The organism is Brevundimonas vancanneytii (assembly GCF_901421975.1).
GTDB lineage: Bacteria > Pseudomonadota > Alphaproteobacteria > Caulobacterales > Caulobacteraceae > Brevundimonas > Brevundimonas diminuta.
Genome location: NZ_LR588407.1, coordinates 2,335,164 through 2,357,304, shown reverse-complemented (window position 1 = coordinate 2,357,304; position 22,141 = coordinate 2,335,164). Strand labels below are relative to the sequence as shown.

General features: G+C 66.2%; 14 protein-coding genes and 5 pseudogenes. 11 read left to right on the top strand and 8 right to left on the bottom strand.

What is annotated here, in order from left to right:
* Positions 1–492 precede the first annotated feature (492 nt).
* From FGL25_RS18125 to FGL25_RS11685, 3 genes and pseudogenes are all read right to left on the bottom strand, one after another.
* Positions 493–1,011, bottom strand: a pseudogene (locus FGL25_RS18125) (glycogen debranching N-terminal domain-containing protein); the annotation flags it as partial.
* A gap of 175 nt (positions 1,012–1,186) precedes the next feature.
* On the bottom strand, positions 1,187–2,278 hold the full coding sequence (locus FGL25_RS11690; RefSeq protein WP_138141759.1) for a glycosyltransferase family 4 protein: 1,092 nt from the start codon (positions 2,276–2,278) through the stop codon (positions 1,187–1,189).
* A 132-nt stretch (positions 2,279–2,410) separates the two neighbouring features.
* A pseudogene (locus FGL25_RS11685) lies at positions 2,411–3,491 on the bottom strand (DNA methyltransferase).
* A 150-nt stretch (positions 3,492–3,641) separates the two neighbouring features.
* Between FGL25_RS11685 and murC the strand changes: the two are divergent.
* From murC to lpxC, 8 genes and pseudogenes are all read left to right on the top strand, one after another.
* A pseudogene (gene murC, locus FGL25_RS11680) lies at positions 3,642–5,088 on the top strand (UDP-N-acetylmuramate--L-alanine ligase).
* A gap of 154 nt (positions 5,089–5,242) precedes the next feature.
* Positions 5,243–6,166: pseudogene (gene murB / locus FGL25_RS11675) on the top strand (UDP-N-acetylmuramate dehydrogenase); the annotation flags it as partial.
* A 256-nt stretch (positions 6,167–6,422) separates the two neighbouring features.
* A pseudogene (locus FGL25_RS11670) lies at positions 6,423–7,360 on the top strand (D-alanine--D-alanine ligase).
* The gene (locus FGL25_RS11665) at positions 7,348–8,187 is read left to right on the top strand and encodes a cell division protein FtsQ/DivIB (protein WP_138141757.1); all 840 of its coding nucleotides are present in this window, start codon (positions 7,348–7,350) and stop codon (positions 8,185–8,187) included. Before FGL25_RS11670 ends, FGL25_RS11665 begins: the two are co-directional and overlap by 13 nt.
* 27 nt (positions 8,188–8,214) lie before the next feature.
* A complete protein-coding gene (gene ftsA / locus FGL25_RS11660; RefSeq protein ID WP_046651635.1) occupies positions 8,215–9,540 on the top strand; it encodes a cell division protein FtsA in 1,326 nt (441 codons plus the stop codon).
* 294 nt (positions 9,541–9,834) lie between these two features.
* Entirely contained in the window at positions 9,835–13,635 is a 3,801-nt protein-coding gene (locus FGL25_RS11655) for a TonB-dependent receptor domain-containing protein (RefSeq protein ID WP_138141756.1), read from the top strand.
* A 225-nt stretch (positions 13,636–13,860) separates the two neighbouring features.
* Positions 13,861–15,453: a cell division protein FtsZ gene (gene ftsZ, locus FGL25_RS11650; RefSeq protein WP_128115333.1), complete on the top strand. Its 1,593-nt coding sequence runs from the start codon at positions 13,861–13,863 to the stop codon at positions 15,451–15,453.
* 204 nt (positions 15,454–15,657) lie between these two features.
* Entirely contained in the window at positions 15,658–16,557 is a 900-nt protein-coding gene (gene lpxC, locus FGL25_RS11645) for a UDP-3-O-acyl-N-acetylglucosamine deacetylase (RefSeq protein WP_076223530.1), read from the top strand.
* Between the two features lie 176 nt (positions 16,558–16,733).
* On the opposite strand, the gene pgeF is transcribed toward lpxC, so the two are convergent.
* Genes pgeF through lgt form a run of 4 tightly spaced genes read right to left on the bottom strand, consistent with a single transcriptional unit; the run spans position 16,734 to position 19,737 of the window.
* Positions 16,734–17,504, bottom strand: a complete 771-nt coding sequence (pgeF, locus tag FGL25_RS11640; protein ID WP_138141755.1) for a peptidoglycan editing factor PgeF — start codon at positions 17,502–17,504, stop codon at positions 16,734–16,736.
* Positions 17,501–17,770 carry a helix-hairpin-helix domain-containing protein gene (locus FGL25_RS11635; protein ID WP_138141754.1) on the bottom strand — a complete coding sequence of 90 codons (270 nt, stop codon included), beginning with the start codon at positions 17,768–17,770 and terminating at the stop codon, positions 17,501–17,503. Before FGL25_RS11635 ends, pgeF begins: the two co-directional genes overlap by 4 nt.
* Before the next feature lie 13 nt (positions 17,771–17,783).
* Entirely contained in the window at positions 17,784–18,857 is a 1,074-nt protein-coding gene (locus FGL25_RS11630) for a class I SAM-dependent methyltransferase (protein ID WP_138141753.1), read from the bottom strand.
* A gap of 7 nt (positions 18,858–18,864) precedes the next feature.
* Complete coding sequence (gene lgt / locus FGL25_RS11625) at positions 18,865–19,737, bottom strand: prolipoprotein diacylglyceryl transferase (RefSeq protein ID WP_138141752.1); 873 nt, start codon at positions 19,735–19,737, stop codon at positions 18,865–18,867.
* A 179-nt stretch (positions 19,738–19,916) separates the two neighbouring features.
* Between lgt and FGL25_RS16885 the strand changes: the two genes are divergently transcribed.
* The 3 genes from FGL25_RS16885 to FGL25_RS11610 all read left to right on the top strand — a co-directional run bounded on the left by FGL25_RS16885 (position 19,917) and on the right by FGL25_RS11610 (position 21,586).
* The gene (locus FGL25_RS16885; protein WP_167493341.1) at positions 19,917–20,123 is read left to right on the top strand and encodes an accessory factor UbiK family protein; all 207 of its coding nucleotides are present in this window, start codon (positions 19,917–19,919) and stop codon (positions 20,121–20,123) included.
* Positions 20,124–20,279: 156 nt separating this feature from the next.
* Positions 20,280–20,783, top strand: coding sequence for a YbjN domain-containing protein (locus tag FGL25_RS11615; RefSeq protein ID WP_004370784.1), 504 nt, complete (start codon positions 20,280–20,282; stop codon positions 20,781–20,783).
* Entirely contained in the window at positions 20,783–21,586 is an 804-nt protein-coding gene (locus FGL25_RS11610; RefSeq protein WP_138141751.1) for a pyrroline-5-carboxylate reductase family protein, read from the top strand. The genes FGL25_RS11615 and FGL25_RS11610 overlap by 1 nt, the downstream gene beginning before the upstream one ends.
* Positions 21,587–21,598: 12 nt before the next feature.
* Here FGL25_RS11610 and FGL25_RS11605 read toward each other — a convergent pair whose 3' ends face one another.
* Positions 21,599–22,090, bottom strand: coding sequence for a hypothetical protein (locus tag FGL25_RS11605; protein WP_003163549.1), 492 nt, complete (start codon positions 22,088–22,090; stop codon positions 21,599–21,601).
* Positions 22,091–22,141 lie beyond the last annotated feature (51 nt).

Genomic DNA, 22,141 nt, shown 5'->3' with positions numbered 1-22,141 from the left:
GTAGAGGCCGAAGGGCACCTCGCCCAGCACGCTCATCTCGCCGCCGCGCGTCTCGTGCATGATCTTGCCGGGGGCGGAGTCCATGAAGGCGTTGGTCTCAGTCGCCTGACGCGAGGCCAGATAGGTCAGCACCCCCTTGGCCAGGCCGGGGTCGATCCACAGCATCTGCCAGGCGGTGATGATGCCGTCGCGCCCGAACGGGGTCGAGAACCACGGCGTCCCCGCATAGGGATAGGGGCCGGTCGGCAGGTCGGTGACGAGCAGGGCGATGTCGGCCCTCGACTGCCGCAGCCAGTCGTTGAAGCCCTGGTTGCGTCCGCCCTCGACGATGGCGCCGCGACGCAGCCGTCGTCGCATGGCCAGCCGCGCCAGAATGGCGTGCCAGCGCCAGCGCGCCTCGTCCGGCTGTTCGCAGGCGTCCAGACCGCACTCGACGAACAGGTCCAGACTGCGGCCGCGCGGCAGGCTGAACATGAACTCGGCCCGATTGGCGCTGAGGCGCGCGGGCGGCTCTGAGAACGCCAGGCAACTGGTCCGTCCCACGCCGTCCAGGCCGGTGTAGCTGAAGGTCACGCGCCGCCCGTCGATCACCGGCGGATGGATCTCGCCGCGCTGTGCCCGCACCGTGCCGCGCACCTGGAAGATGTCGGCGAAGTCGGCGTCGAACTCGAACGTCAGCGGCAGCAGGATGTCCTCGACGCCGTGGTTGACCATCCGCACCCGCTCGAACAGCCGCCGATCCCACAGGAAGCGCCGCCGTTCCAGATGCAGCACCCCCGCCGGGGCCGAGCGTCCGCCCATCGGCGGCAAGGGTCGATTGGTCGAGTGGCAGGTGAAGAAGACGTTGTCCTTGGTCACGCCTGAGCTGAGGCGCGACGGCCGCGCCCGCCCGACCGTCAGGACGAAGCGCGACAGCAGCCGCGTGTCCCGCTCGAACAGGCCGTCGGCGCCCGACTTCACGTCTCCCCAGTGATCGGCGACCAGGAAGGCGTCGCCGTCCTTCAGCGCCATCAGGGTTTCAAGCCCGTCCTGGTCGTTGGTGTCGGCGGCGGTGGTCTGGACCGAATAGGCGTCGTCCATAAGCGTCTCCGCTTGCGGTTCGTCCCCCCGGCTTGGGATCAGAAGCGAACGGTCGGCGCGCGGTTCAGTTCAGATGAAAACGGCGTTCGTCATCGGGCCGATAGGGTTAGGCGAGGGCGGCGAAGCTGCGCTCTTCCTCGATCGTCCGCATTGGGGCGGCGAACGGCCGCTGGGCCAGAAGGTCGCCGTAGACGTCCAGATACCGCCGCGCCATCGCCGTAGCCGAGAAGCGCAGGTCGAACCGCGCGCGGATCGCCTCCCGGTCCAGCCGGTGCGCCCGGGCGGCCGCGGCGACCGCTTCTTCCATGGTCGACACCAGGAAGCCGGTGGCCCCGTCCTCGATGATCTCGGGCGTCGAGCCGCAGGCGAAGGCGATGACAGGCGTGCCGCAGGCCATAGCCTCGATCATCACCAGGCCGAACGGCTCGGGCCAGTCGATGGGGAACAGCAGGGCCTCGGCCCCGCCCAGGAAGGCGGACTTCTCCGCATCGCCGATCTCGCCGACGAACTCGACCAGGGGATTGCCGCGCACCAGAGGTTCGATTTCCGTCTCCCAATAGGCGCGATCGGCGGCGTCGATCTTGGCGGCGATCTTCAGCGGCTTGTTCAGCCGGGTCGCGATCTCGATGGCGCGGTCGGGCCGCTTTTCGGGCGAGATGCGGCCCAGGAAGGCGAGGTAGCCCTGCGACTGGGGCGAGAAGCGATAGAGATCGCCCGGCATGCCGTGATGCACGGTCGCCCGCCAGTTGGCGTGGGGCAGGGGACGCCGCTGATCGTCGGAGATCGACACCAGGCCGTACTCCGTCCAGCGCTCGTAGATCGGGGCCAGATCCTTCAGGTCCAACCGCCCGTGCAGGGTCGTCACCGTCTTGTCCGCCCAGCCCTCGAAGAAGGGGAAATGGATCATGTCGGTGTGGAAATGGATGACGTCGAAGCGGTCGGCGCGGTCCAGCACCTCGGCCAGTTGGGCCATGTGGGCCGCCAGATCGGATTTCAGCGGCGCGGGGTCCAGGCGGATGGCCTGGTCACGGACCGGAATCAGGCGGGCGCGCGTACGCGCATCGGCGCTGGCGAACAGGGTGACGTCGTGACCCAGCTCGACCAGGGCGTCAGTCAGGTGGGCGACCACGCGCTCCGTGCCGCCGTAGAGCCGGGGCGGCACGGCCTCGTACAAGGGCGTGACTTGGGCGATTTTCATGGCAGGCTCCTGCGTCGCGTGACGACGCGACGCCGAAACCTCAATCCGCCCAGGATCGCCGGGTTCCAGCGTTGCCGGAACGATATTCTTCAACGCCGCCTGTAGGTTATGAGGCGGTGAGAAGCGGCCGCCTTACTGCATCCCGGCGCGGATTTCGGCGCGCAGAGCGTCGATGGGGCGCAGGCCCGTATCCGTCTTGAAGCGCCAGTAGGTCCAGCCGTTGCACGCCGGGGCGTTCTCCAGCAGGGCGCCCAGCTTGTGGATCGAGCCGGTCAGGGCGCCGGACACCAGCGAACCGTCGGCCCGCACCCGCGCCTCGCGCTCGCCCTTGGGGCAGTACAGCTTGTCGCCCGGCGCCAGCAGCCCGGCCTCGACCAGGGCGCCGAACGGCACCTTGGGCTCGGCCTTCTTGGAGCCGGTGACGACCAGGTCTTCCGGCGCGGCGGGAATAACGGCCTTGATGCGCTTCTCGGCCAGTTTGGCGTAGGTCTCGTCGCGTTCGATGCCGATGAAGCGGCGACCCAGGCGCTTGGCCGCCGCCCCCGTCGTGCCGGTGCCGAAGAAGGGGTCCAGCACCACGTCGCCGACGCGGCTGGCCGACAGCAGCACGCGGTGCAGCAGGGCCTCGGGCTTCTGGGTCGGGTGGGCCTTGTCGCCGTTCTCGTCCTTCAGCCGCTCGCCGCCGGTGCACAGGGCCAGGGTCCAGTCCGAGCGCATCTGGGTGTCTTCGTTGAAGGCCTTCAGCGCGTCGTAGTTGAAGGTGTAACGCTTCTGCTCGCGCGACTTGGCGGCCCAGATCAGGGTCTCATGGGCGTTGGTGAAGCGCGTGCCCTTGAAGTTCGGCATCGGGTTGGACTTGCGCCAGATGATGTCGTTCAGCACCCAGAAGCCCAGATCCTGCATCGCCGCGCCCAGGCGGAAGATGTTGTGATAGCTGCCGATGACCCACAGGCTGCCCTCGTCCTTCAGCACGCGGCGGCACTCGCCCAGCCAGGCGCGGGTGAAGGCGTCATAGGCGGCGAAGCTGTCGAACTTGTCCCAGTCGTCGTCGACCGCATCGACCTTGGAGTTGTCGGGACGCAGCAGGTCGCCGCCCAGTTGCAGGTTATAGGGCGGGTCGGCCGAAGACCATATCCACCGACTTGTCCGGCAGGCCCTTCAGCACCTCGATGCAGTCGCCACGCAGGATGACGTCGGTCTTCAACTCGGACATGGAAAAGCGGCCCCGGACAGATGAGACGCTTATGGTGAATCCTTACGGTTAAGGCGGAGTAACCAAGATTCAGATGCGGCCCTGTCTCTGCGAGGAGAGAACGAACGAAGGGGTATGCAAATCACATACTGTCTGGGCTATGACGCGAAGATGATCCGTCGTCTTCGCCCCGTTCCGTTCGCCCTCGGGCCTGTCCACTTCGTCGGCATCGGCGGTATCGGCATGAGCGGCATCGCCGAGATCATGCTGAAGATCGGCTATCAGGTGCAGGGTTCTGACGCCAAGGCCAGCGCCAACACCGAGCGGCTCGAGAAGCTGGGCGCCCGCATCTACATCGGCCACGACGCCGCCCATGTGACGGAGGCGTCTCGGCGGTGGTCTATTCCACGGCGGTCAAGCCGACCAACCCCGAGCTGGCGGTGGCGCGCGAACGCCGCATTCCTCTGGTGCGCCGGGCCGAGATGCTGGCCGAGCTGATGCGGCTGCAGTTTTCGATCGGCGTCGGCGGCACGCACGGCAAGACGACGACGACCTCGATGGTCGCGGCCCTGCTGGACGCCGGTTCGCTGGACCCGACGGTGGTCAACGGCGGCATCATCAACGCCTATGGCACCAACGCCAAGGTCGGCGAGGGCGACTGGATGGTGGTCGAGGCGGATGAGAGCGACGGCTCCTTCCTGCGCCTCAAATGCACCGTGGCGATCATCACCAACATCGACCCGGAGCACCTGGACCACTACGGCGATTTCGACGCGGTGAAGAAGGCGTTCGGCGACTTCATCGAAGACATTCCCTTCTACGGCTTCGGCGTGGTCTGTCTGGATCATCCCGAGGTGCAGAAGCTGGCGGCCCAGATCGACAACCGCCGTCTGGTCACCTACGGCCTGAACCCTCAGGCCATGGTCCGCGCCGACAATGTGCGCATGGACCCCGGACGGCTCGCGCTTCGACGTGGTGATCCAGGGGCAGGGCATGGCCGCCCTGGGCGAGCCTGCGCGCATCGAGAACCTGCACCTGCCGATGGCGGGCTGGCACAACGTCTCCAACGCCCTTGCCGCCATAGCCGTGGCGCGCGAGATCGGGGTGGACGACGACGCCATCCGCACGGGCTTGGCCGGGTTCGGCGGGGTCAAGCGCCGCTTCACCACCACGGGCGTGGCTCATGGGGTGCGCGTCATCGACGACTATGGCCACCATCCGGTCGAGATCGCCGCCGTGCTTAAGGCCGCGCGCCAGGTGGTGCAGAACGCCGACAACACCGGCCGCGTCATCGCCGTGGTCCAGCCGCACCGCTACACCCGCCTGCGCGATCTGATGGAGGACTTCTCCACCTGCTTCTCGGACGCCGACAGCGTTCTGGTCGCCGACGTCTATCCGGCGGCGCGAGCAGCCGATCGAAGGCGTCGACAAGCACGCCCTGTCGAGGGCGTCCGTCGCTACGGCCACCGCCCACGTCGCCGCGCTGGAGAACGCCGCCGTCCTGCCGCGCGTCATCAAGGATGAGGCCAAGCCCGGCGATCTGGTCGTCCTGCTGGGCGCCGGCGACATCACCAGCTGGGCCTACGCCCTGCCGGCGCAGCTGGAGGCGTTGGCTTAATCTCATGCCTCCCGCTCATCCCGGCGGACGCCGGGATCTAGTGAGAGCTTCACGACGAAGCCTTGCCGCCCTACATCGGATCAACGTCAAACGGGCTGAATGCAGCCAAAGCCACTGGATCCCGGCGTCCGCCGGGGATGAGCGGATTTATCGGATGGCCTGGACTGACAACCTCCCCGCCGTGGCGCGGCAAGCTGCTGCTGAACGAGCCGCTGGGGCCCTACACCTGGTTCCGCGTGGGCGGGGCGGCGGACGCCCTGTTCATTCCGGCGGACGCCGATGATCTGGCCGACTTCCTCAAGACCCTGCCGAGGACGTGCCCGTCACCGTGATCGGCGTCGGCTCGAACCTGATCGTGCGCGACGGCGGGGTCGAGGGGCGTGGTGATCCGTCTGGCGGGCCGCGCCTGGGGGCAGGTGACGACCGACGGCGTCACGGTCACGGCGGGCGCAGGCGCGCTGGACAGCATGGTGGCGCGCGCCTCGGCCAAGGCGGGCATCGCCGGGGCTGGAGTTCTATGCGGGCATCCCCGGCTCGATCGGCGGCGCCCTGACGATGAACGCGGGCTGCTACGGCTCGGAGACGAAGGACGTGCTGGTTTCGGCCTGGGGCCTGAACCGCAAGGGCGAGCGGGTTGAATTGGCCCTGGCCGACTTCGGCTACACCTACCGTCACTCGAACGCCCCGGCCGACATCATCTGGGTCGAGGCGACCTATCGCGGAACGCCCGACGCGCCCGAGGCTGTCGCCGCCCGGATCAACGAGATCACCGGAGCGCCGCGAGAAGACCCAGCCGATCCGTGAGAAGACCGGCGGCTCGACCTTCAAGAATCCCGACGGTCATTCCTCGTGGAAGCTGGTCGACGAGGCGGGCTGGCGCGGCAAGCTGCACGCCGCGCCTGCACCGCATGGGGGCGGCGGCGCCAAGTTCAGCGAGCTGCACTCCAACTTCATGATCAACCCCGGCGAGGCCACGGCGGCTGACATCGAGGGGCTGGGCGAAGCCGTGCGCGCGGATGTGCTGGCCAAGACCGGCGTGCAGCTGAACTGGGAAATCAAGCGGATCGGGGCGTCCGTAATCCTTCTCCCCTTGTGGGAGAAGGTGGCCCGTCAGGGCCGGATGAGGGGTGTCGACGCGACGTTCCCTAATCCTGGCCCCAATCTCAGCCGCTCACCCAGCTTCCTCGCACCCCTCATCCGTCTTGCTCCGCAAGCCACCTTCTCCCTCAAGGGGAGAAGGAAGAGGGTGACGAATTTCCTTCCACGACCCCGTATCGTTTCAACCGGTTAACCGTATTCAGGGCATAGGGGTGGGCTAGTCTTCGGATGTCGCCATGCGTACGCCCCTGAACACCCTCCATGTCGCTTCCTGATGGGCGGTCTGTCGTCGGAACGCGAGGTCTCGCTGTCCTCGGGCCGCGGCTGCGCGGACGCTCTGGAGGGACAGGTCGCCAAGGTCACGCGCGTCGACGCCGGTCGCGACCTGGCTCAGGTGCTGACGGCGCTGAAGCCCGACGTCGTCTTCAACGCCCTGCACGGCAAATGGGGCGAGGACGGCTGCGTCCAGGGCATCCTGGAGACGCTGAAAATTCCCTACACCCATTCCGGCGTCCTGGCCTCGGCCCTGGCGATGGACAAGGACAAGTCCAAGGCCGTGCTGCACGCGGCGGGCGTCATCGTGCCCGGCGGCGGCCTGTTCGACCGGCATGAAGTGGCGTCGCGCCACGTCATCGACCCGCCCTATGTGGTCAAGCCGAACGCCGAGGGCTCCTCGGTCGGCGTCTTTCTGGTGCGCGAGGGCGCCAACCGTCCGGTGGCCGAGGTCGGCGCCGAAGACTGGACCTATGGCGATCAGGTCATGGTCGAGCCCTTCATCCCCGGCAAGGAGCTGGCGGTCAGCGTGATCGGCGAGGCGACCAGCCCGCGCGCCCTGACCATCACCGACATCACCCCGACCAAGGGCTTCTACGACTACGAGGCCAAATATGCGCCCGGCGGCTCGCGGCACGTCCTGCCCGCCGAGTTGCCCTCGCACGTCTTTGACAAGGCTTTACGTCAGGCCGAGCTGGCCCACGCGGCCATGGGGTGCCGAGGCGTCTCACGCGCCGACTTCCGTTATGACGATGTTAACGACGTTCTCGTTCTGTTGGAGGTGAACACCCAGCCCGGCATGACCCCGACCTCGCTCGTTCCCGAGCAGGCGGCCTTCGTCGGTATGGATTATCGCGAACTGGTTCGTTGGATGGTGGAGGACGCCTCATGCCCGCGGTAGTGCGCGGCGGTCGGCGACAGTCTTCGGGCAAGGGCGGCGCGCGCGGCGCTCCGTCCGGCCGCGCGGCCGAGATCGGCCGTCTGGACATGTCGCCGCGCGTCGTGGCGGCGACCCTGGTGGTCGGCGTCGGCATACTGGCGGCCGTGCTGGCCACCGGCGCGCGGGCTGAGCGCATCTCGACCGCCGTCACCGAACGCTTTGACTCGCTCACGACCGGCATGGGTCTGAAGGTGCGTCAGGTTCACGTCACCGGCGCCTCGCCCGAGGCCGCCGCCGCCGTGCGCGCCGCTGTCGGCGTTCATGCCGACCAACCCATCGTCAGCCTGGACCTGGCCGCCGTGCGCGACCGGGTGCAGTCGGTCGGCTGGGTCAAGGAGGCGCGCGTGGTGCGCCTGCTGCCCGACACCCTGATCGTCGACGTGAAGGAACACGACCGCCTCGCCGTCTGGCAGGTGGGCGGCAAGGCCCACGTCATCGACGCGCAAGGGATCGTCATTCCCGGCGCCGACGCGGGCCGATACCCGCGCCTGCCGCTGGTGGTGGGCAAGGGCGCCGATCAGGCGGCCTCCGACGTCCTGCCCCTGCTGGCCCAGCGTCCGCGCCTGATGGCCAAGGTCGACGCCCTGGTTCGCGTGGACGAGCGCCGTTGGGACTTGCGCCTCAAGGACGGCGCCCTGATCCAACTGCCCGCCGTGGATCAGGAATCCGCCCTCATCCGCCTCGACGCCCTGGACCAGCGCGAACGCCTGCTGGACCTGGGCTTCGCCCGTATCGACCTTCGCACGCCGGAAGAAGTGGCCGTCCGCCCTTCCGAAGGCGCCGTTTGACCCTCTGACTTCCTAGGACACGACCCCATGGTTGGACGCAGCCGAGACATCAAGCCGGAACAGGGCAGGGGCGCGCCGCGCGCGCCGGTCGTGGCCGCGCTCGATCTCGGCCAGGCCAAGGTCGCCTGCTTCATCATGAAGCCCGACGGCGTGCGCCACGCCGACCGCACCATCCGCGTCGCCGGCGCCGGCCACGTCCAGTCGCGCGGCGTCAAGGGCGGGGCCATCGTCAATATGGACGAGACGGCACAGGCCATCGGCCACGCCGTCGAACGCGCCGAGCGCGCGGCGGGCGCCCCTGTCTCCGGCGTCGTCGTCACCACGGCTATCGGCCAGATGGCCAGCCACCGGGTGCAGGCGCGCGTCTCGCTTGGCTCGCATCCGATCAGCGACGCCGACCTGGCCCGCGCCATCGGCATGGCCCTGGCCCAGATCCGCCTGCCGAACCGGCGCCCGATCCACGTCCTGCCCATCGCCTGGTCGGTGGACGGGGCGCGTGGCGTCCACGACCCGCGCTCGATGCGCGGCGGCTCTCTGGGACTGGACCTGCTGGTCGTCTCCATGTCCGAGGGCTCGTTCAACGCCCTTAGCCACTGCCTCGAACTGGCGCACCTGGACCTGCAGGGCGTGGCCGCAGCGCCGGTCGTCTCCTCCCTCGCCGCGTTGGAAGAGGATGAGATGGAGCTGGGCGCCCTGTGCATCGACATGGGCGGCGGCTCGACCTCGGCGGCGGTCTGGGGCGGGCGCTCCCTGCTGCACATCGAAAGCCTGAACGTCGGCGGCGACCATGTAACCGCCGACATCGCGCGCGGCCTGTCGACATCGCGCGTCGGAGCCGAACGGCTGAAAACCCTGCACGGCTCGGCCATGGCGTCGGCCAATGAAGACCGCGAAATGCTTGAGGCCCCGCCGCGCGGCGAGGACGCCTCTGCCGGTCCTGTTATCGTCCCGCGCGCCATGCTCAAGACCGTCATCGCCCCGCGCGTGGAAGAGACGCTGGAGCTGCTGCGCGACCGCCTGAAGCACGCCGGGCTGGGCCTCGAACCCGGCGCGGGCCTGGTCCTGACCGGCGGCGCCAGCCAGCTGAACGGCGTGCGCGAGCTGGCCGTGCGCGTCTTCGACCGCCCGGTGCGCCTGGGCCGCCCGCAACGCGCGCCCCACCTGGCCGACGCCGCCGCCGGCCCTGCCTTTTGCTCAGCCGCAGGCGTCCTTCTGCGCGCCGCCTACGGTCCGCGCGAGGCGGTCTCCGCCCGCAAGCTGATGTCCCGCCAGATCACAGCGGCGGATGCGCCAAAGGTTCACCGTGGCGGCATGGTGGCGCGCGCGGCGGGCTGGCTGCGGGATAATCTGTAAGCAGTAATGCTTCTATTTTAGGGTTCGTGAGGCGCTGACATTAAGGAAGTCTGTTAGCGCAACCTGTTCAGCGCCCAATTTTCAATTCTTCTGGACGCGAAAGGTTGTGCTCCTGTCGCCTTTCTTGCCGATTTCTTCGCATTGATTATTTGTTATTAAATTGCCACAATTTGCCACAAATTGTCGCAATTTGATGCCGTTTCGCCACAAATAGCTTGCGACGCCCTTGGCGGGGGTTAACGTTGTTATCTCGGCCTTCGCATCGGGCGTGAGGCGGCTGATTTGGGGGCGTTGATGACAAAGCATCGCTATTGGTTGGGAACCACTGTGCTTGCAGGGGCGCTGGCGGTATCCGTCCCGGCTTGGGCGCAGGAACAAGATGAGGCGGCTAGGCAGTCTTCGTCTTCAAGTGCGACTCAAACTGATCAGGCCGTAATGGTCGAAGAGGTTGTCGTGACGGGGTCGCGTATCCCTCGCCCGCAATACGAAGGCACCATCCCTGGCGTTCAAGTCACCAGCAAGGATATCACTGAGCGTTTGTTCACCAACGCAGGTGATGTGCTGAACGACATTCCTCTCGTTGGTGCGGGTGCCAGCCTCAACGGCACGAATGGTGGGCAGACGGCTTCTCTGGGCGTCACCTATGTCGACCTCCTGAATCTCGGCACGGCGCGCACGCTGACGCTGGTCAACGGTCGCAGGTTTGTGTCGAACAACTCGGCTACCATCTTCGTTTCCGGGAATGAAACCGGGTCGCAAGTCGATGCCTCAACCATTCCGGTTGCTCTGATTGATCGAGTCGACGTGCTGACCGTCGGCGGAGCGGCCGCCTATGGCGCCGACGCTGTGTCCGGCGTCGTCAACTATGTTTTGAAAGACCGTTATGAGGGAGCAGAGGTCAATCTGATTGGCGGGCAAACGTTCGACTATCAAGATGCGGCACGTTACTCTGTGAACGCGACCTATGGCCGGAACTTCCTAGATGATCGCCTAAATGTCGCGGTGTCAGGCGAATATAGTCATATCGATAGCGTGTTGGGCGATCAGCGCGATTTTTTGATGGAGCAGGCGGGCTCCATCTCCAATCCGTTTAATGGCGGAATGCGCAATGGGGCTTTTTCGCCAGGGGCTGTCGGCTCGACCGCCTTCTTGCCGTCGGGCGCGGATGGACAGCCAAATCTCATCTATACTGCAGGGCTGCGCAGCTATCTGACCTGGTACGGCGGGCAAATTTTCAATCCCACCTTCAGCGGTTTGAATGAAGAATATCCCGCCGTGGCGGGGTTGGTTCCAGGCGGCAGCGCAAACATGCCTGGCTTTGCGCGCATCGCGGCGCCAGCGTGGAGCTTCTTCTCTAGCGCCCTGCAACAGATTCCAGGCGCGCCAAACTTGTGTAATGCTGGGGCGTTTAGTTCAGCGGCGGCCGCCGCTGCAGCATCTGCGAATCCTCGTATATGTAATTTTGCGCCTTCTTCTCTGCCTGGTGCGACCGCGGCTGAGCAGGACGCTATCGCGAATCGAGTCTTCAGTTTCTATAATGTCGCGCGTCCGACCGGCGCGACGGCGGCGCAAGTCCGCGCTGCGGCTTTACAGGTTTTGCAGGCGAATAATCCGACGGCGCGAGAATATTTCGCCGCCAACCCTAATGTTCCTCTGAATGCCTTCTTGGGAAGCTTTATCGCTGGCCTGCCCGATGTCGCCAATACAGGTGCTTTCGCTGGCATGCTGCCCAGAACCGCCGTTCCCATTCGCTTCGATGCCAGCGGCAATGTGGCGGCGTTCAGCTACGGATCTCCAACACCGACCACGCCGGGCACGGCGGGTTCGTCCGTTGGCGGTGATGGCGCCTTACGCCAGTTCACCAATGTTTTGCGTGTGGAGCAGGAAAGATACGTTGCTAACGTCATCGGTTCCTATCGTGTTACCGACAACATTCAGTTCTTCACTGAAAACCTATATTCGGACATCACGGTTCGAAATCCATTCTCTTCCGGTGGGTTGTTCAACGGTGTGACGTCTTCCTCGACCGAAAACGCCGCTCTTCTCGTTAACGTGAACCATCCGTTCCTGACTGCGCAGAATCGTGCGGATTTGGCTGCGGCAGGCATAACCGGGAACTTTACGCTGTCGCGTTACAATGAAGACCTGGTCAATGACATCAGCCAGGAATCCACGATGGAGACCATACGCTCCGTGAATGGTTTCAAGGGCGACTTTGAGGCGTTCGGCCGGTCGTTTGGATGGGAGTTGTCGCATACCTATGGCAAGGCTGAGACACAGGTCGAGTTCAGCGCTATTCGTGACGTTGAATTCGCTATGGCGCTCGACGCCGTCAATGTGAATGGTGAGGTCGTCTGCCGCGCCAAGGCTGTCGGTTTGAACGCCTATCTCAACAGCTTCGGTGCGTCGCGCCAAATTCCTGGCATCCAGCCGCAGATCATCAGTCAGATCGGCAGTGATGGAGTGCGAGAGCAGGTCATCTTCCAGAACAACGTAACGCAGCAGATGGTCGATAACTGCGCGCCGGTAAATGTGTTTGGAGAGGGTAGGGCGTCCCAAGCGGCGAAGGATTTCGTTAGCGTCAGGAATTTCTTCAAAAACGAGTCCACTCAAAACTTCACCCAAGCGACTCTAACGGGTGAGCTTTTCAACCTCCCGGCGGGGCCTCTTCAGTTTGCGATTTCCGGTGAATTTCGAAAGGAAGAACTCGCATACACGACCGATGAAGTGAATCGGATAGGCGGCACTCGCTCGGCGCCCTCGGCGACTACATTCGCTGAAGTGGAAACTCGCGAGGGCGGGATCGAACTGCGCATTCCAGTGTTCGGCGGTGATTTCCAAGTGCCTTACGTCGGCTCCCTGGAAATTAACCCGTCGGTGCGCTGGACGCGCTTGAAGGGGGAGGCGGCTTCGTTCCGTGACACTTCCGGCACCTTGCGGACCCCGACGTACAAGGGCGAGACAGAAAATGTCTATACGATTGCGGCGACTTGGCAGCCGATCGACGACATCGCCTTCCGAGGCAATGTGTCCCGCTCGGTGCGAAACCCGAGTATAGTGGAGCTCTTCCTCGGCGGGCAGCCTTTCTTCACGAGCATTCCGCAGGATCCTTGCTCGGTGACGAATATCGATCTTCGCAGCAACCGCCGCGCGAACTGTGTGAGCGATGTCTTGGCGAAGGCGGCGGCCAACGGAGGACGTCTGGGAAGCTCGACTGGCGGGGGGCTGATTACGATCGCCTCCGAGGCTGACGCGACCAGCTTTCTCGCCAGCCATTATCGTCCGAACGGTAGTGCGTTCACGGGGTTGATCTCAGGCGCTCAAACGCTCAAGCCTGAACAGGGAGAGTCCTGGACGGCCGGGGTGGTTCTTCAGCCTCGTTTCCTGCCGGGCTTGATGATCGCGAGCGATTATTTGGAAATTGAAGTGACGGACGCTCTTGGGCCGTTGCTGGCCCAACCAGCGGCCGAATTCTGCTATGATAGCCCGAACTTCCCTGACAATACCGCGGATGTGGGTGTTAACAGCTGTGCTGGTATACGTCGTGACAGCAACTTCCAGTATACGAATGGCTTTGAGCTTCCCTTCTTTAACCTAGGTTCGACCAAGGTTCGCGCTGTCAACGCCAATGTGGCCTACTCACATGATATCGAGGGGACGCCTTGGCCGACCACGATCGGCTTCCGCGGCAATGCGTACTACCTGCTTGAGTACACTCAGTCGGCGAGCGGGACTTACGAGGACGCCACTAGCACGCGAAATACGCTAGCGAACCCGCAGCTGAAGCTTCAGTTGACGGCCTTGCTCAACACGGGCCGCTTGAATGCACGCTGGACTATCGATTATCAGGACAGCGCTTCAATCAAGAGCTCCGGCATTCCGATCGGCATAGAATTCCAGCCGATCGTGAGCTACCCATCGTATAGCCTGCACCGCCTATCGGTTGGCTGGGATTTCACAGACTCCGTGCGTGGGCAGTTTGTCGTCGACAATGTGTTCGACAAAAACTCTCTGGGCGCTCAAGGATATTATAACGACGCCTATGTGGATCGGATCGGTCGACGCTGGACCATGTCTTTGGGCATGAAGTTCTAAGAACACAGATCGGACAGCTGCTCAGGGCCCGGCGGATAACGTCGGGCCCTGAGTTAATTTCGGTTGGTGCTGGTTCAGGGCTGTCCCGTCTTTGCCGACTCAGCTACCAAGGTAACCCTTCGTTAACGCAGTCAGGGTTTTCCTTAACGCGCTCATAACCAATGCGATTCGGCGGGGAGTTCGCATCGGGGACGAAGGGCAGGGTCCTTAGGTCGGAATAATACAATGTCTCTCTCGCTGGTCAGGCCGGAAGCTACGGAATTGAAGCCCCGCATCGTCGTCTTCGGCGTAGGCGGAGCGGGCGGAAACGCGGTCAACAACATGATCGACTCCGGCCTTGAGGGCGTGGAGTTCGTCGTCGCCAACACCGACGCCCAGCATCTGAGCTTCGCCAAGACCGACCGCCGCATCCAGTTGGGCGAGACGATCACGCAAGGGTTGGGCGCGGGCGCCCACCCCGAAGTCGGCATGAACGCCGCCGAGGAGAGCGCTGACGAGATCCATGCGCACCTGGAAGGCGCGCACATGGTCTTCATCACCTGCGGCATGGGCGGCGGCACCGGCACCGGCGCGGCGCCGGTCATCGCCAAATGCGCGCGTGATCGCGGCATCCTGACCGTCGGCGTGGTGACCAAGCCCTTCACCTTCGAGGGTCGTCACCGGATGCGCCTGGCCGACGCGGGCGTGGCCGAGCTGCAGCGCTACGTCGACACCCTGATCGTCATCCCGAACCAGAACCTGTTCCGCGTCGCCAACGAACGCACCACCTTCTCGGACGCCTTCGGCATGGCGGACCAGGTGCTGCACTCGGGCGTCCGCTCGATCACTGACCTGATGATCCTGCCGGGTCTGATCAATCTCGACTTCGCGGACGTCCGCGCCGTGATGAGCGAGATGGGCAAGGCCATGATGGGCACGGGCGAGGCCACGGGCGACGACCGCGCCCTGCTGGCGGCCCAGAACGCCATCGCCAACCCCCTGCTGGACGAGACCAGCCTGAAGGGCGCCAAGGCCGTGCTGGTGAACATCACCGGCGGCATGGACATGACCCTGCTGGAAGTCGACGAGGCCGCCAACGCCATCGCCGGCGAAGTGGACGGCGACGCCAACATCATCTTCGGCGCCGCCTTCGACCCGGCGCTGGACGGCAAGATCCGCGTCTCGGTCGTCGCCACCGGCATGGATGAAGCCGTCATCCAGCAGATCGAGCCGCAGGGCCAGAGCTTCGGCCGCACCGGCGGCCTGCCGAACGCGGCGCCGCGTCAGCCGGAAGTCCGCATCGACCCGGTGCGCGAAGCCGCGCCGCAGCCGGCGCCCGCTCCGGTCTATGAAGCTCCGGCCGCGCGCGCGCCTGAGCCGAAGATCGAAGCCAAGCCCGAGCCGGTCATCCGTGACGCGCCGCGCAATCTGGAGCCGATCGTCGATCCGTGGGTCGAGGAATATGAGCAGAGCGCCGGTCGGGCCCAACCCGCCGCCTCTTCCGAGCAGGGCGACCTCTATTTCGACCGTGCGCCGCAGCGTCAGCAGCCGGCGCCGCAGCAACCGGCCCAGCGTCCGGCCGCCCGTCATGAAGAGCCCGCAGAGGAGCCCTTCTACGACGAGCGCGACCATCGCCGCAGCGGTTGGAGCCTGTTCGGCCGCAAGCGTCAGCAGCCGCAGCAGCAACAGTCCTATGCGCCGCCGCCGTCGTCGAACCGCACGACCCAGCAACTACGCCAGACCCAGGCGATGCAGCCCCAGCAGCAAGATCCGCAGGTGGGCCAGTCCGAGGATGACGACCTGGAGATCCCTTCCTTTCTTCGCCGCCTCGCGAACTGATCGGCCTAAGAAGCCCTGATACTGAAACGCCCCGGAGCCGACCTCCGGGGCGTTTTTGCGTGTGGGCGCAAGGCGTCGAGCTGTCGCCGAACCGAAACAATCCGAAACTCGACTTTCATTTCGGGCTTGAGCCCTGAGGCGTAAACGACAGGCGAGGCGAAGACCGTCCCGTTTGGGGCGGGTCGCGCAACAGAGAGTATCCGAGTGACGGTCCGCAACGACCAGTACGAACAGACCATCGTCGCCCCGGCCATCTGCGCCGGCGTCGGCGTGCACACCGGCCGCCGCGTGCGTCTGGTCGTGCGCCCGGCTGCGCCCGGCCACGGCATCGTCTTCGTGCGCACGGACGTCACCGACCGCGACAACCGCATCCCCGTCTCGGGCGAGGCGGTCGTGGACGCGCGCCTGAACACCATGATCGAGAACGCGGCGGGCGTGCGCCTGTCGACGATCGAACACCTGATGGCCGCCCTGGCCGCCCTGGGCGTCTCCAACGCCGTGATCGAGGTGGACGGGCCGGAACTGCCGATCCTGGACGGCTCGGCGCTGCAGTTCGTGCAACTGCTGGACCGCGCGGGCTTCCGCCGTCAGGAAGCGCCCCAGACCTATATCGAGATCCTGAAGCCCATCCGGGTGGAGGAGGGCGACAAGTCCGCCGTTCTTAAGCCCTGCGACCGCTATGAGATGCGCTTCGAGATCGACTTCCCGACGCCGGTCATCGGCCATCAGGTGGTGGATTTCGTGGTGGATGAGGCGACCTTCCGTTCGGACATCATGGCGGCCCGCACCTTTGGCTTCGCCCATGAGGTCGAGGCCCTGCGTCAGGCCGGTCTAGCCCGCGGCGGCTCGCTGGAGAACGCCGTGGTCATCGACGGCGGTCAGATCCTGAACCCCGGCGGCCTGCGCATGGAGCGCGAGTTCGTGCGCCACAAGGCGCTGGACGCCATCGGCGACCTGTATGTGCTCGGCGCGCCGCTGCTGGGTCGCTATGAAGGCGTCAAGGCGGGCCACGCCCTGAACAACAAGCTGGTCCGCGCCCTGCTGGTTCAGCCGGATGCGTGGCGCGAAACGGTGCGCGTGCCGGACATGGCGATGGCGGGCTGACTGCTTCCTTCTCCCCTTGAGGGAGAAGGTGGCAGGCGGAGCCTGACGGATGAGGGGTGGCGACGCCCTGGCATCCAGATTGTCGCGTCGCCGTCCTCGCTAATTTTTAGATGCCGCGCTGACACCCCTCATCCGAGCGCCTCCGGCGCCCACCTTCTCCCACAAAGGGAGAAGGGTCAGCTTAGCGTAATCGCGCTGATCAACCGGCCGAAGTCCGGTTCGCCCGCCAGGTAGGCGCGGCGGTTGGAGTAGAAGCGCCCTTCATCGGCGCGCGTGTCGTCGCCGGTCCAGGCCGCCTCGCCGACGCCCGCCTGCTCCAGCCGCCACAGGACGAAGCCGGGCAGGTCGAACTGGCGCTTGTCGTCCGTCGCGCCGAGGGCGAAGAAGCGTTCGCTGCCGGGATCGTGGTGGGCGAAGCGGTCCTGATAGTCGGCGCCGACCTCATAGGAGGCCTGGGCGATGCAGGGGCCGACGACGGCGACGATGCGCGACGGCTCGGCGCCCAGCGCCTGCATGGCCGCGACCGTCGAGTGGATGACGCCGCCAAGAGCGCCCTTCCAGCCTGCGTGGGCGGCGCCGATGACGCCCGCCTCGGCGTCGGCGAACAGCACGGGGGCGCAGTCGGCGGTCAGGACGGTCAGCACCGGCCCCTTCACGCCCGCGACCACGGCGTCGCCCTCGGGGCGTTCTCCGGCCCAGCCGCTTTCGGCCACGCGGGCGACAGCGGAATGAACCTGATAGCAACCGCACAGGTCGTCGGCGGCGCCGCCCATCCATTCGGCGACGCGGCGGCGGTTCTCGGCGACGTGAACCGGGTCGTCCTTGGAGCCGACGCCCGCGTTCAATCCGGCGTAGAGGCCGTCCGATACGCCGCCCGCGCGGGTGAAGAAGCCGTGGCGCATCCCGGCCTTGGTCAGCAGCGGATGGGTGATGGGGTTCAGGCTCATGCGGCGCCCTCCAGTTTGAAACGGGCGGCGTCGATGGCGGCCTGAACGGCCTTGCGGGCCTGGGGGCTGTTCTTCCAGCAGGTCGAGCCGACGCTAGCGGCGGCTCCGGCGCAGACGACGGCCGCGTCGGCCTGGGCCAGACGGGCGAAGCCGCCGACCCCCAGTTCTTCCAGCCGCTGGATCACCTTGGGGCCGACGCCCTTGGTCGCCAGCAGGATCTGGCGCTCATGCTCGGTGAAGGTCATGGCCGCATCAGTCTCCATCATCGGGCGGGCCGCGTCAGAAGCCCGGCAGGGCCAGTGAACGGGGCGAGAAGATCGCCGTCGCCTTGAACAGCTCGCCCATCTGATCCGGCGCGGTCAGGCGGTCCAACTGGCGCTGGATGACCGGGGCGGCTTCGGGGCGTCCCTGCATCAACCGCTGGGCGCGAGCTTCGATCCCCAGCGCCTTCAGGAAGGCGCCCTGGCTGATGCAGCCGGTGACGTCGGCGCCGCCGCGCACGGCGGCCTCCAGCACCAGGGGGAAGTCGGCCCACTGCGTCAGGTCGGCCTCGCCCGGCGTCGACAGGGGATCAACCTTCTGGTGCCGCCGCAGGGCCTGAAGCGTGTCGCCCGCCTCGGGCTTGCTGCGGCCGTAGTCGATCAGCAGGGCGGCGCCGGATGCGGCGCGGATCAGGCTGGCCAGATCGCGGCCGAAGGCGGCCTGCTGTTCCGAAATCTCGATGATCTGTCCCGGCTCGACGTCAAAGCCCGGCGCCTCGAAGCCGTCGGCGATGGCGGTCAGGCCGAAGGTCAGTTCATCAGCGTCGGTGACGCCGATGCGGCGCTCGGCCCAGCCGCCTTCGGTCTTGATGAACTGGCGCGCGGGCAGGCAGTCCAGCACCTCATTGGCGATCAGGATGACCGGGGCGTCCGTCTCGATCTTGTGCAGGGCGCTGAGCCAGCGCGGATGCACGTCGGCGTCGGCCAGCCGCCGCGCCTGCTCGGCGCGCAGCGGTGCGCTGGGCTCGATCAGGATCAGGTCGACCGCCTGCAGGAAGCCGGGGACCAGCCGCGCCGCGCGCAGCACGTCGGACATCAGCGTGCCGTCGCCCGGCCCGACCTCGACCAGCCGCACCCGCTCGGGCGCGCCCAGACGGGTCCAGGTCTCGACCGCCCACAGGCCGATCAGTTCGCCGAACATCTGGCTGACCATGGGGGCGGTGATGAAGTCGCCCCGTTCCCCCAGCGCGGGGCGAGTGGCGTAATAGCCGCCCTTGGGGTCGTGCAGGCATCGGGTGACGTAGTCCGCCACCGTCATCGGCCCGGTCAGCACGATCTCGCGGACCAGGCGGTCCTTGAGCGTCTCCGCCATGATGGTCTTACGCCTCCGTGACGGCCGGCTTCTTCAGCGCCCGCCAGATCAGCCAGGCGCCGACCAGCATCATCGGGATCGACAGGATCATGCCCATGGTCAGGCCCAGCGGCAGGTTCTCCAGCCCGGCGTCGGGCTGACGCACGTTCTCCAGCGCGGCGCGGCAGACGCCGTAGCCCAGCAGGAACAGGCCGGTGACGAAGCCGGGACGCTTCAGCATCCGCCACTTCCAGATCGCCAGCGACAGGATGACGAACAGCAACAGGCCCTCCAGCCCCGCCTCATACAGCTGGCTGGGGTGGCGCGGTTCGTTGCCGGCGGGGCAGAAACCGTACATCTGCTGGATGCGTTCGTTGCAGAAGCGGATGGCCCAGGGAACCGTCGTTTCGCGCCCCCACAGCTCGCCGTTGATGAAGTTGGCGATGCGGCCGAAGAACAGGCCCAGCGGCGCGACTGGGGCGATCAGGTCGCCCAGGCTGAGCGGGTTTACCTTCTGGCGATTGGCGTAGAGGGTGATGGCGATGACGACGCCCAGGAAGCCGCCGTGGAAGCTCATCCCGCCGGTCCACAGCTGCAGCAGCTCCAGCCGCTCGCCCCAGCTGTCGCCGGTGAACAACTGAGCGAACATCTCCGGCTTGTAGAAGAGGGCGTAGCCGAAACGACCGCCGAGGATGACGCCCAGCGTGATCCACAGCACCAGGTCGTCCAACTGCGGGCCATTCACCGGCGACTTGCCCGGCGCCCACAGCCGCTCGGTCTTGGCCAGACGCGAGGCGTACCACCAGCCCAGGACGATGCCGGCGACATAGGCCAGGGCGTACCAGCGGATGGGCAGGGGGCCGAGGTGGATCAGGACAGGGTCGAATTCGGGAAAGGGCACGGGGCCTCCGTCTGCGCCTTCAGAAGTTGTCCATCGTCTAGCAAGCGGGACTGCATTCGTCGCGCGCTTTTCCCGCGAAGCAGTCTATAGGCCGCAGGCAGGTAAGATTTGGTTTACCCAAATCAATGCACCGTTAACCACGTTCGGGCCGATGGTCCGAGAGTTCTCAAGAGGCCGCCATGCAGACGCGCAATCCCCTCCTTGATGAGTTCGCCAAGCTGACCACCGGCGCCATGGGCCTGGCCCAGGCCGCGGGTGAAGAGGCCAAGGCCGCCTGGCGCGCCCAGGCCGACCGCTTCGTCGCTGAAATGGATCTGGTCCGTCGCGACGAGTTCGATGTGCTGAAGGACGAGATCGCCGCCCTGCGCGCCGAGATCGCGCGCTGAGGCTGCGGCCCCGCCCCGAAGAAGGCCGCCAAGGGATCGTCCACAGACGCGGCTTCGACCCCGATTCAGCCGGTTGAGCCGAATCTGCGAACACGCCTACCGTCCTCGAAAGCGCTCACTTGAGTCGCTGTCGCTGCTGAAGAAGTTGAACGCCTGATGGATGCTGTGAGACCCGAAGAGGTCGACCTGCCCTTTGATCCGCTGGATGTGGTCGAACACGTCCTGACGGCGGAGAACCTGCCGTTCGACCGCACGGACGAGGGCGATCTGGCCTTCGCCCTGGCCGGCGACTGGAAGGACTATGAGCTGTGGTTCGCCTGGCGGCCCGAGGGCGACTGCCTTCAGCTGTGCCTGGCGCTGGACCTGCGGGTGGCCAAGACGCGGCGCGCGGCGGCCTATGAACTGGTCTCCATGATCAACCAGCGCACCTGGCTGGGCCATTTCGAGATCTGGCCGGACGAGGGCGAGATCGTCTTCCGCCACGCCCTGGCCCTGCCGCACACCGAACGGCCGACCCTGGCCCAGGCCGCGTCCATGATCGACGCGGCGGTCGAGGCGGCGGACCGTTACTATCCCGCCTTCGACTTCATGGTGCGCGGCTCCAAGAAGCCGAAGGAGGCGATCGACGCCTGCCTGTTCGAGACCGTGGGCAACGCCTGATGAGCGGTTCTGGACGTCCGGTCGTGCTTCAGGGCGTCGGACGCCTGGGCTCGGCCATTCTGGAAGGCTGGCTGGCGACGGGCGCCGTCGACCCGGCCGATCTGATCATCCTGACGCCGTCTGAAAAGCCGGTCGCCGAGGCGGCGCGGGCCAGGGGCGCGCGGATCAATCCTCCGCTGGAGGAACTGGCGAACGCCCGCGCCTTCGTCATCGGCGTGAAGCCCGCCAAATGGCTGGAGGCCGCGCAGGCCGTCCTGCCGCATCTGGCGCCGGACGCCGTGATCGTTTCGGTCATGGCCGGGGTGCGCGGCGAGACGATCTCTGACGGCTATGACGGCCGCCCGGTCGTGCGCGTCATGCCGACGACCGGCGTGGCCCAGGCGCGCGGCGTGGCGACGTTGTGGGCGGCGGAGGCTGAGGCCCTGAAGGTCGGGCGCGAACTGTTCGAGCCGATCGCCGAGACGGTTCTGCTGGACGACGAGACCCTGATGCACGCGGTGACGGCGGTGTCCGGCTGCGGACCGGCCTATTTCTTCGCCTTCACCCGCGCCCTGGCCGAGGCCGGGGAGGCCGAAGGTCTGTCGCCCGAGGCGGCCGCGCGACTGGCGCGCGCTACCCTGCGTTCGGCTGCGGCGGGCGTGGAGGGCGACGAGGCTCTGAACGCTCTGATCGACCGCGTGGCCTCGCCCGGCGGGGTGACCCAGGCCGGTCTGGTCGCTCTCAATGAAAACGGCGCCCTCGACCGTTCTGTCGAAAGCGCCGTGAAGGCGGCGGTCGCCAAGTCTACTGAGCTCAGCGGCTGATCGTCAGGCGATTCAGCGCCGGACGAAACGACCCTCGGCCAGGTTGCGGGCCAGGCGGTCATAGGCGCGCTGGGCGTCGGTCCAGGTCGTCGAACCGCGCGCATCGGCCAGGGTCGGGGTGTAGTAGTCGAACTTGACCGGCTGGACCTCGCCCGAGGCCATGGTCACGGACCCTTCCACCGCCGCACCGCCGATCGACAGGCTGCGCATGGAATCCAGACCCGGCTTGTCTGACAGTTGCTGCATCGTCGGGCGGTTGGGCTTCAGGTCGGTGATGACCAGCTCGACGCGAGCGCCGTCCAAGGCGTGACGATCCGTCAGCACGCGCTCGACGGTGCGGGTCAGGTCGCTTACCTGTTGCTGGACGTCGCGTTCGCCCAATTCTCGGGCGGTTTGGGCGAAGTCGGGGCTGACCGTCACGACGACGGCCGAGGGTTGGGCCGCAGCGGCGCCGGAAACGGCGAGGGCGGCGGCGAGCGGCGCAAGAAAAGCAATACGACGCATAGTACGGGCTCCTGATTCCAGGCCCCCCTGGAACACAGGACAAGATGGCGA

Coding starts and splice junctions, on each gene's coding strand:
- FGL25_RS11665 (WP_138141757.1), top strand. CDS start 7,348: ATGCCCGCGGTAGTGCGCGGCGGTCGGCGACAGTCTTCGGGCAAGGGC.
- FGL25_RS11605 (WP_003163549.1), bottom strand. CDS start 22,090: ATGCGTCGTATTGCTTTTCTTGCGCCGCTCGCCGCCGCCCTCGCCGTT.
- FGL25_RS11630 (WP_138141753.1), bottom strand. CDS start 18,857: ATGGCGGAGACGCTCAAGGACCGCCTGGTCCGCGAGATCGTGCTGACC.
- FGL25_RS16885 (WP_167493341.1), top strand. CDS start 19,917: ATGCAGACGCGCAATCCCCTCCTTGATGAGTTCGCCAAGCTGACCACC.
- pgeF (WP_138141755.1), bottom strand. CDS start 17,504: ATGAGCCTGAACCCCATCACCCATCCGCTGCTGACCAAGGCCGGGATG.
- FGL25_RS11655 (WP_138141756.1), top strand. CDS start 9,835: ATGACAAAGCATCGCTATTGGTTGGGAACCACTGTGCTTGCAGGGGCG.
- FGL25_RS11610 (WP_138141751.1), top strand. CDS start 20,783: ATGAGCGGTTCTGGACGTCCGGTCGTGCTTCAGGGCGTCGGACGCCTG.
- ftsZ (WP_128115333.1), top strand. CDS start 13,861: ATGTCTCTCTCGCTGGTCAGGCCGGAAGCTACGGAATTGAAGCCCCGC.
- FGL25_RS11615 (WP_004370784.1), top strand. CDS start 20,280: ATGGATGCTGTGAGACCCGAAGAGGTCGACCTGCCCTTTGATCCGCTG.
- FGL25_RS11690 (WP_138141759.1), bottom strand. CDS start 2,278: ATGAAAATCGCCCAAGTCACGCCCTTGTACGAGGCCGTGCCGCCCCGG.
- FGL25_RS11635 (WP_138141754.1), bottom strand. CDS start 17,770: ATGATGGAGACTGATGCGGCCATGACCTTCACCGAGCATGAGCGCCAG.
- ftsA (WP_046651635.1), top strand. CDS start 8,215: ATGGTTGGACGCAGCCGAGACATCAAGCCGGAACAGGGCAGGGGCGCG.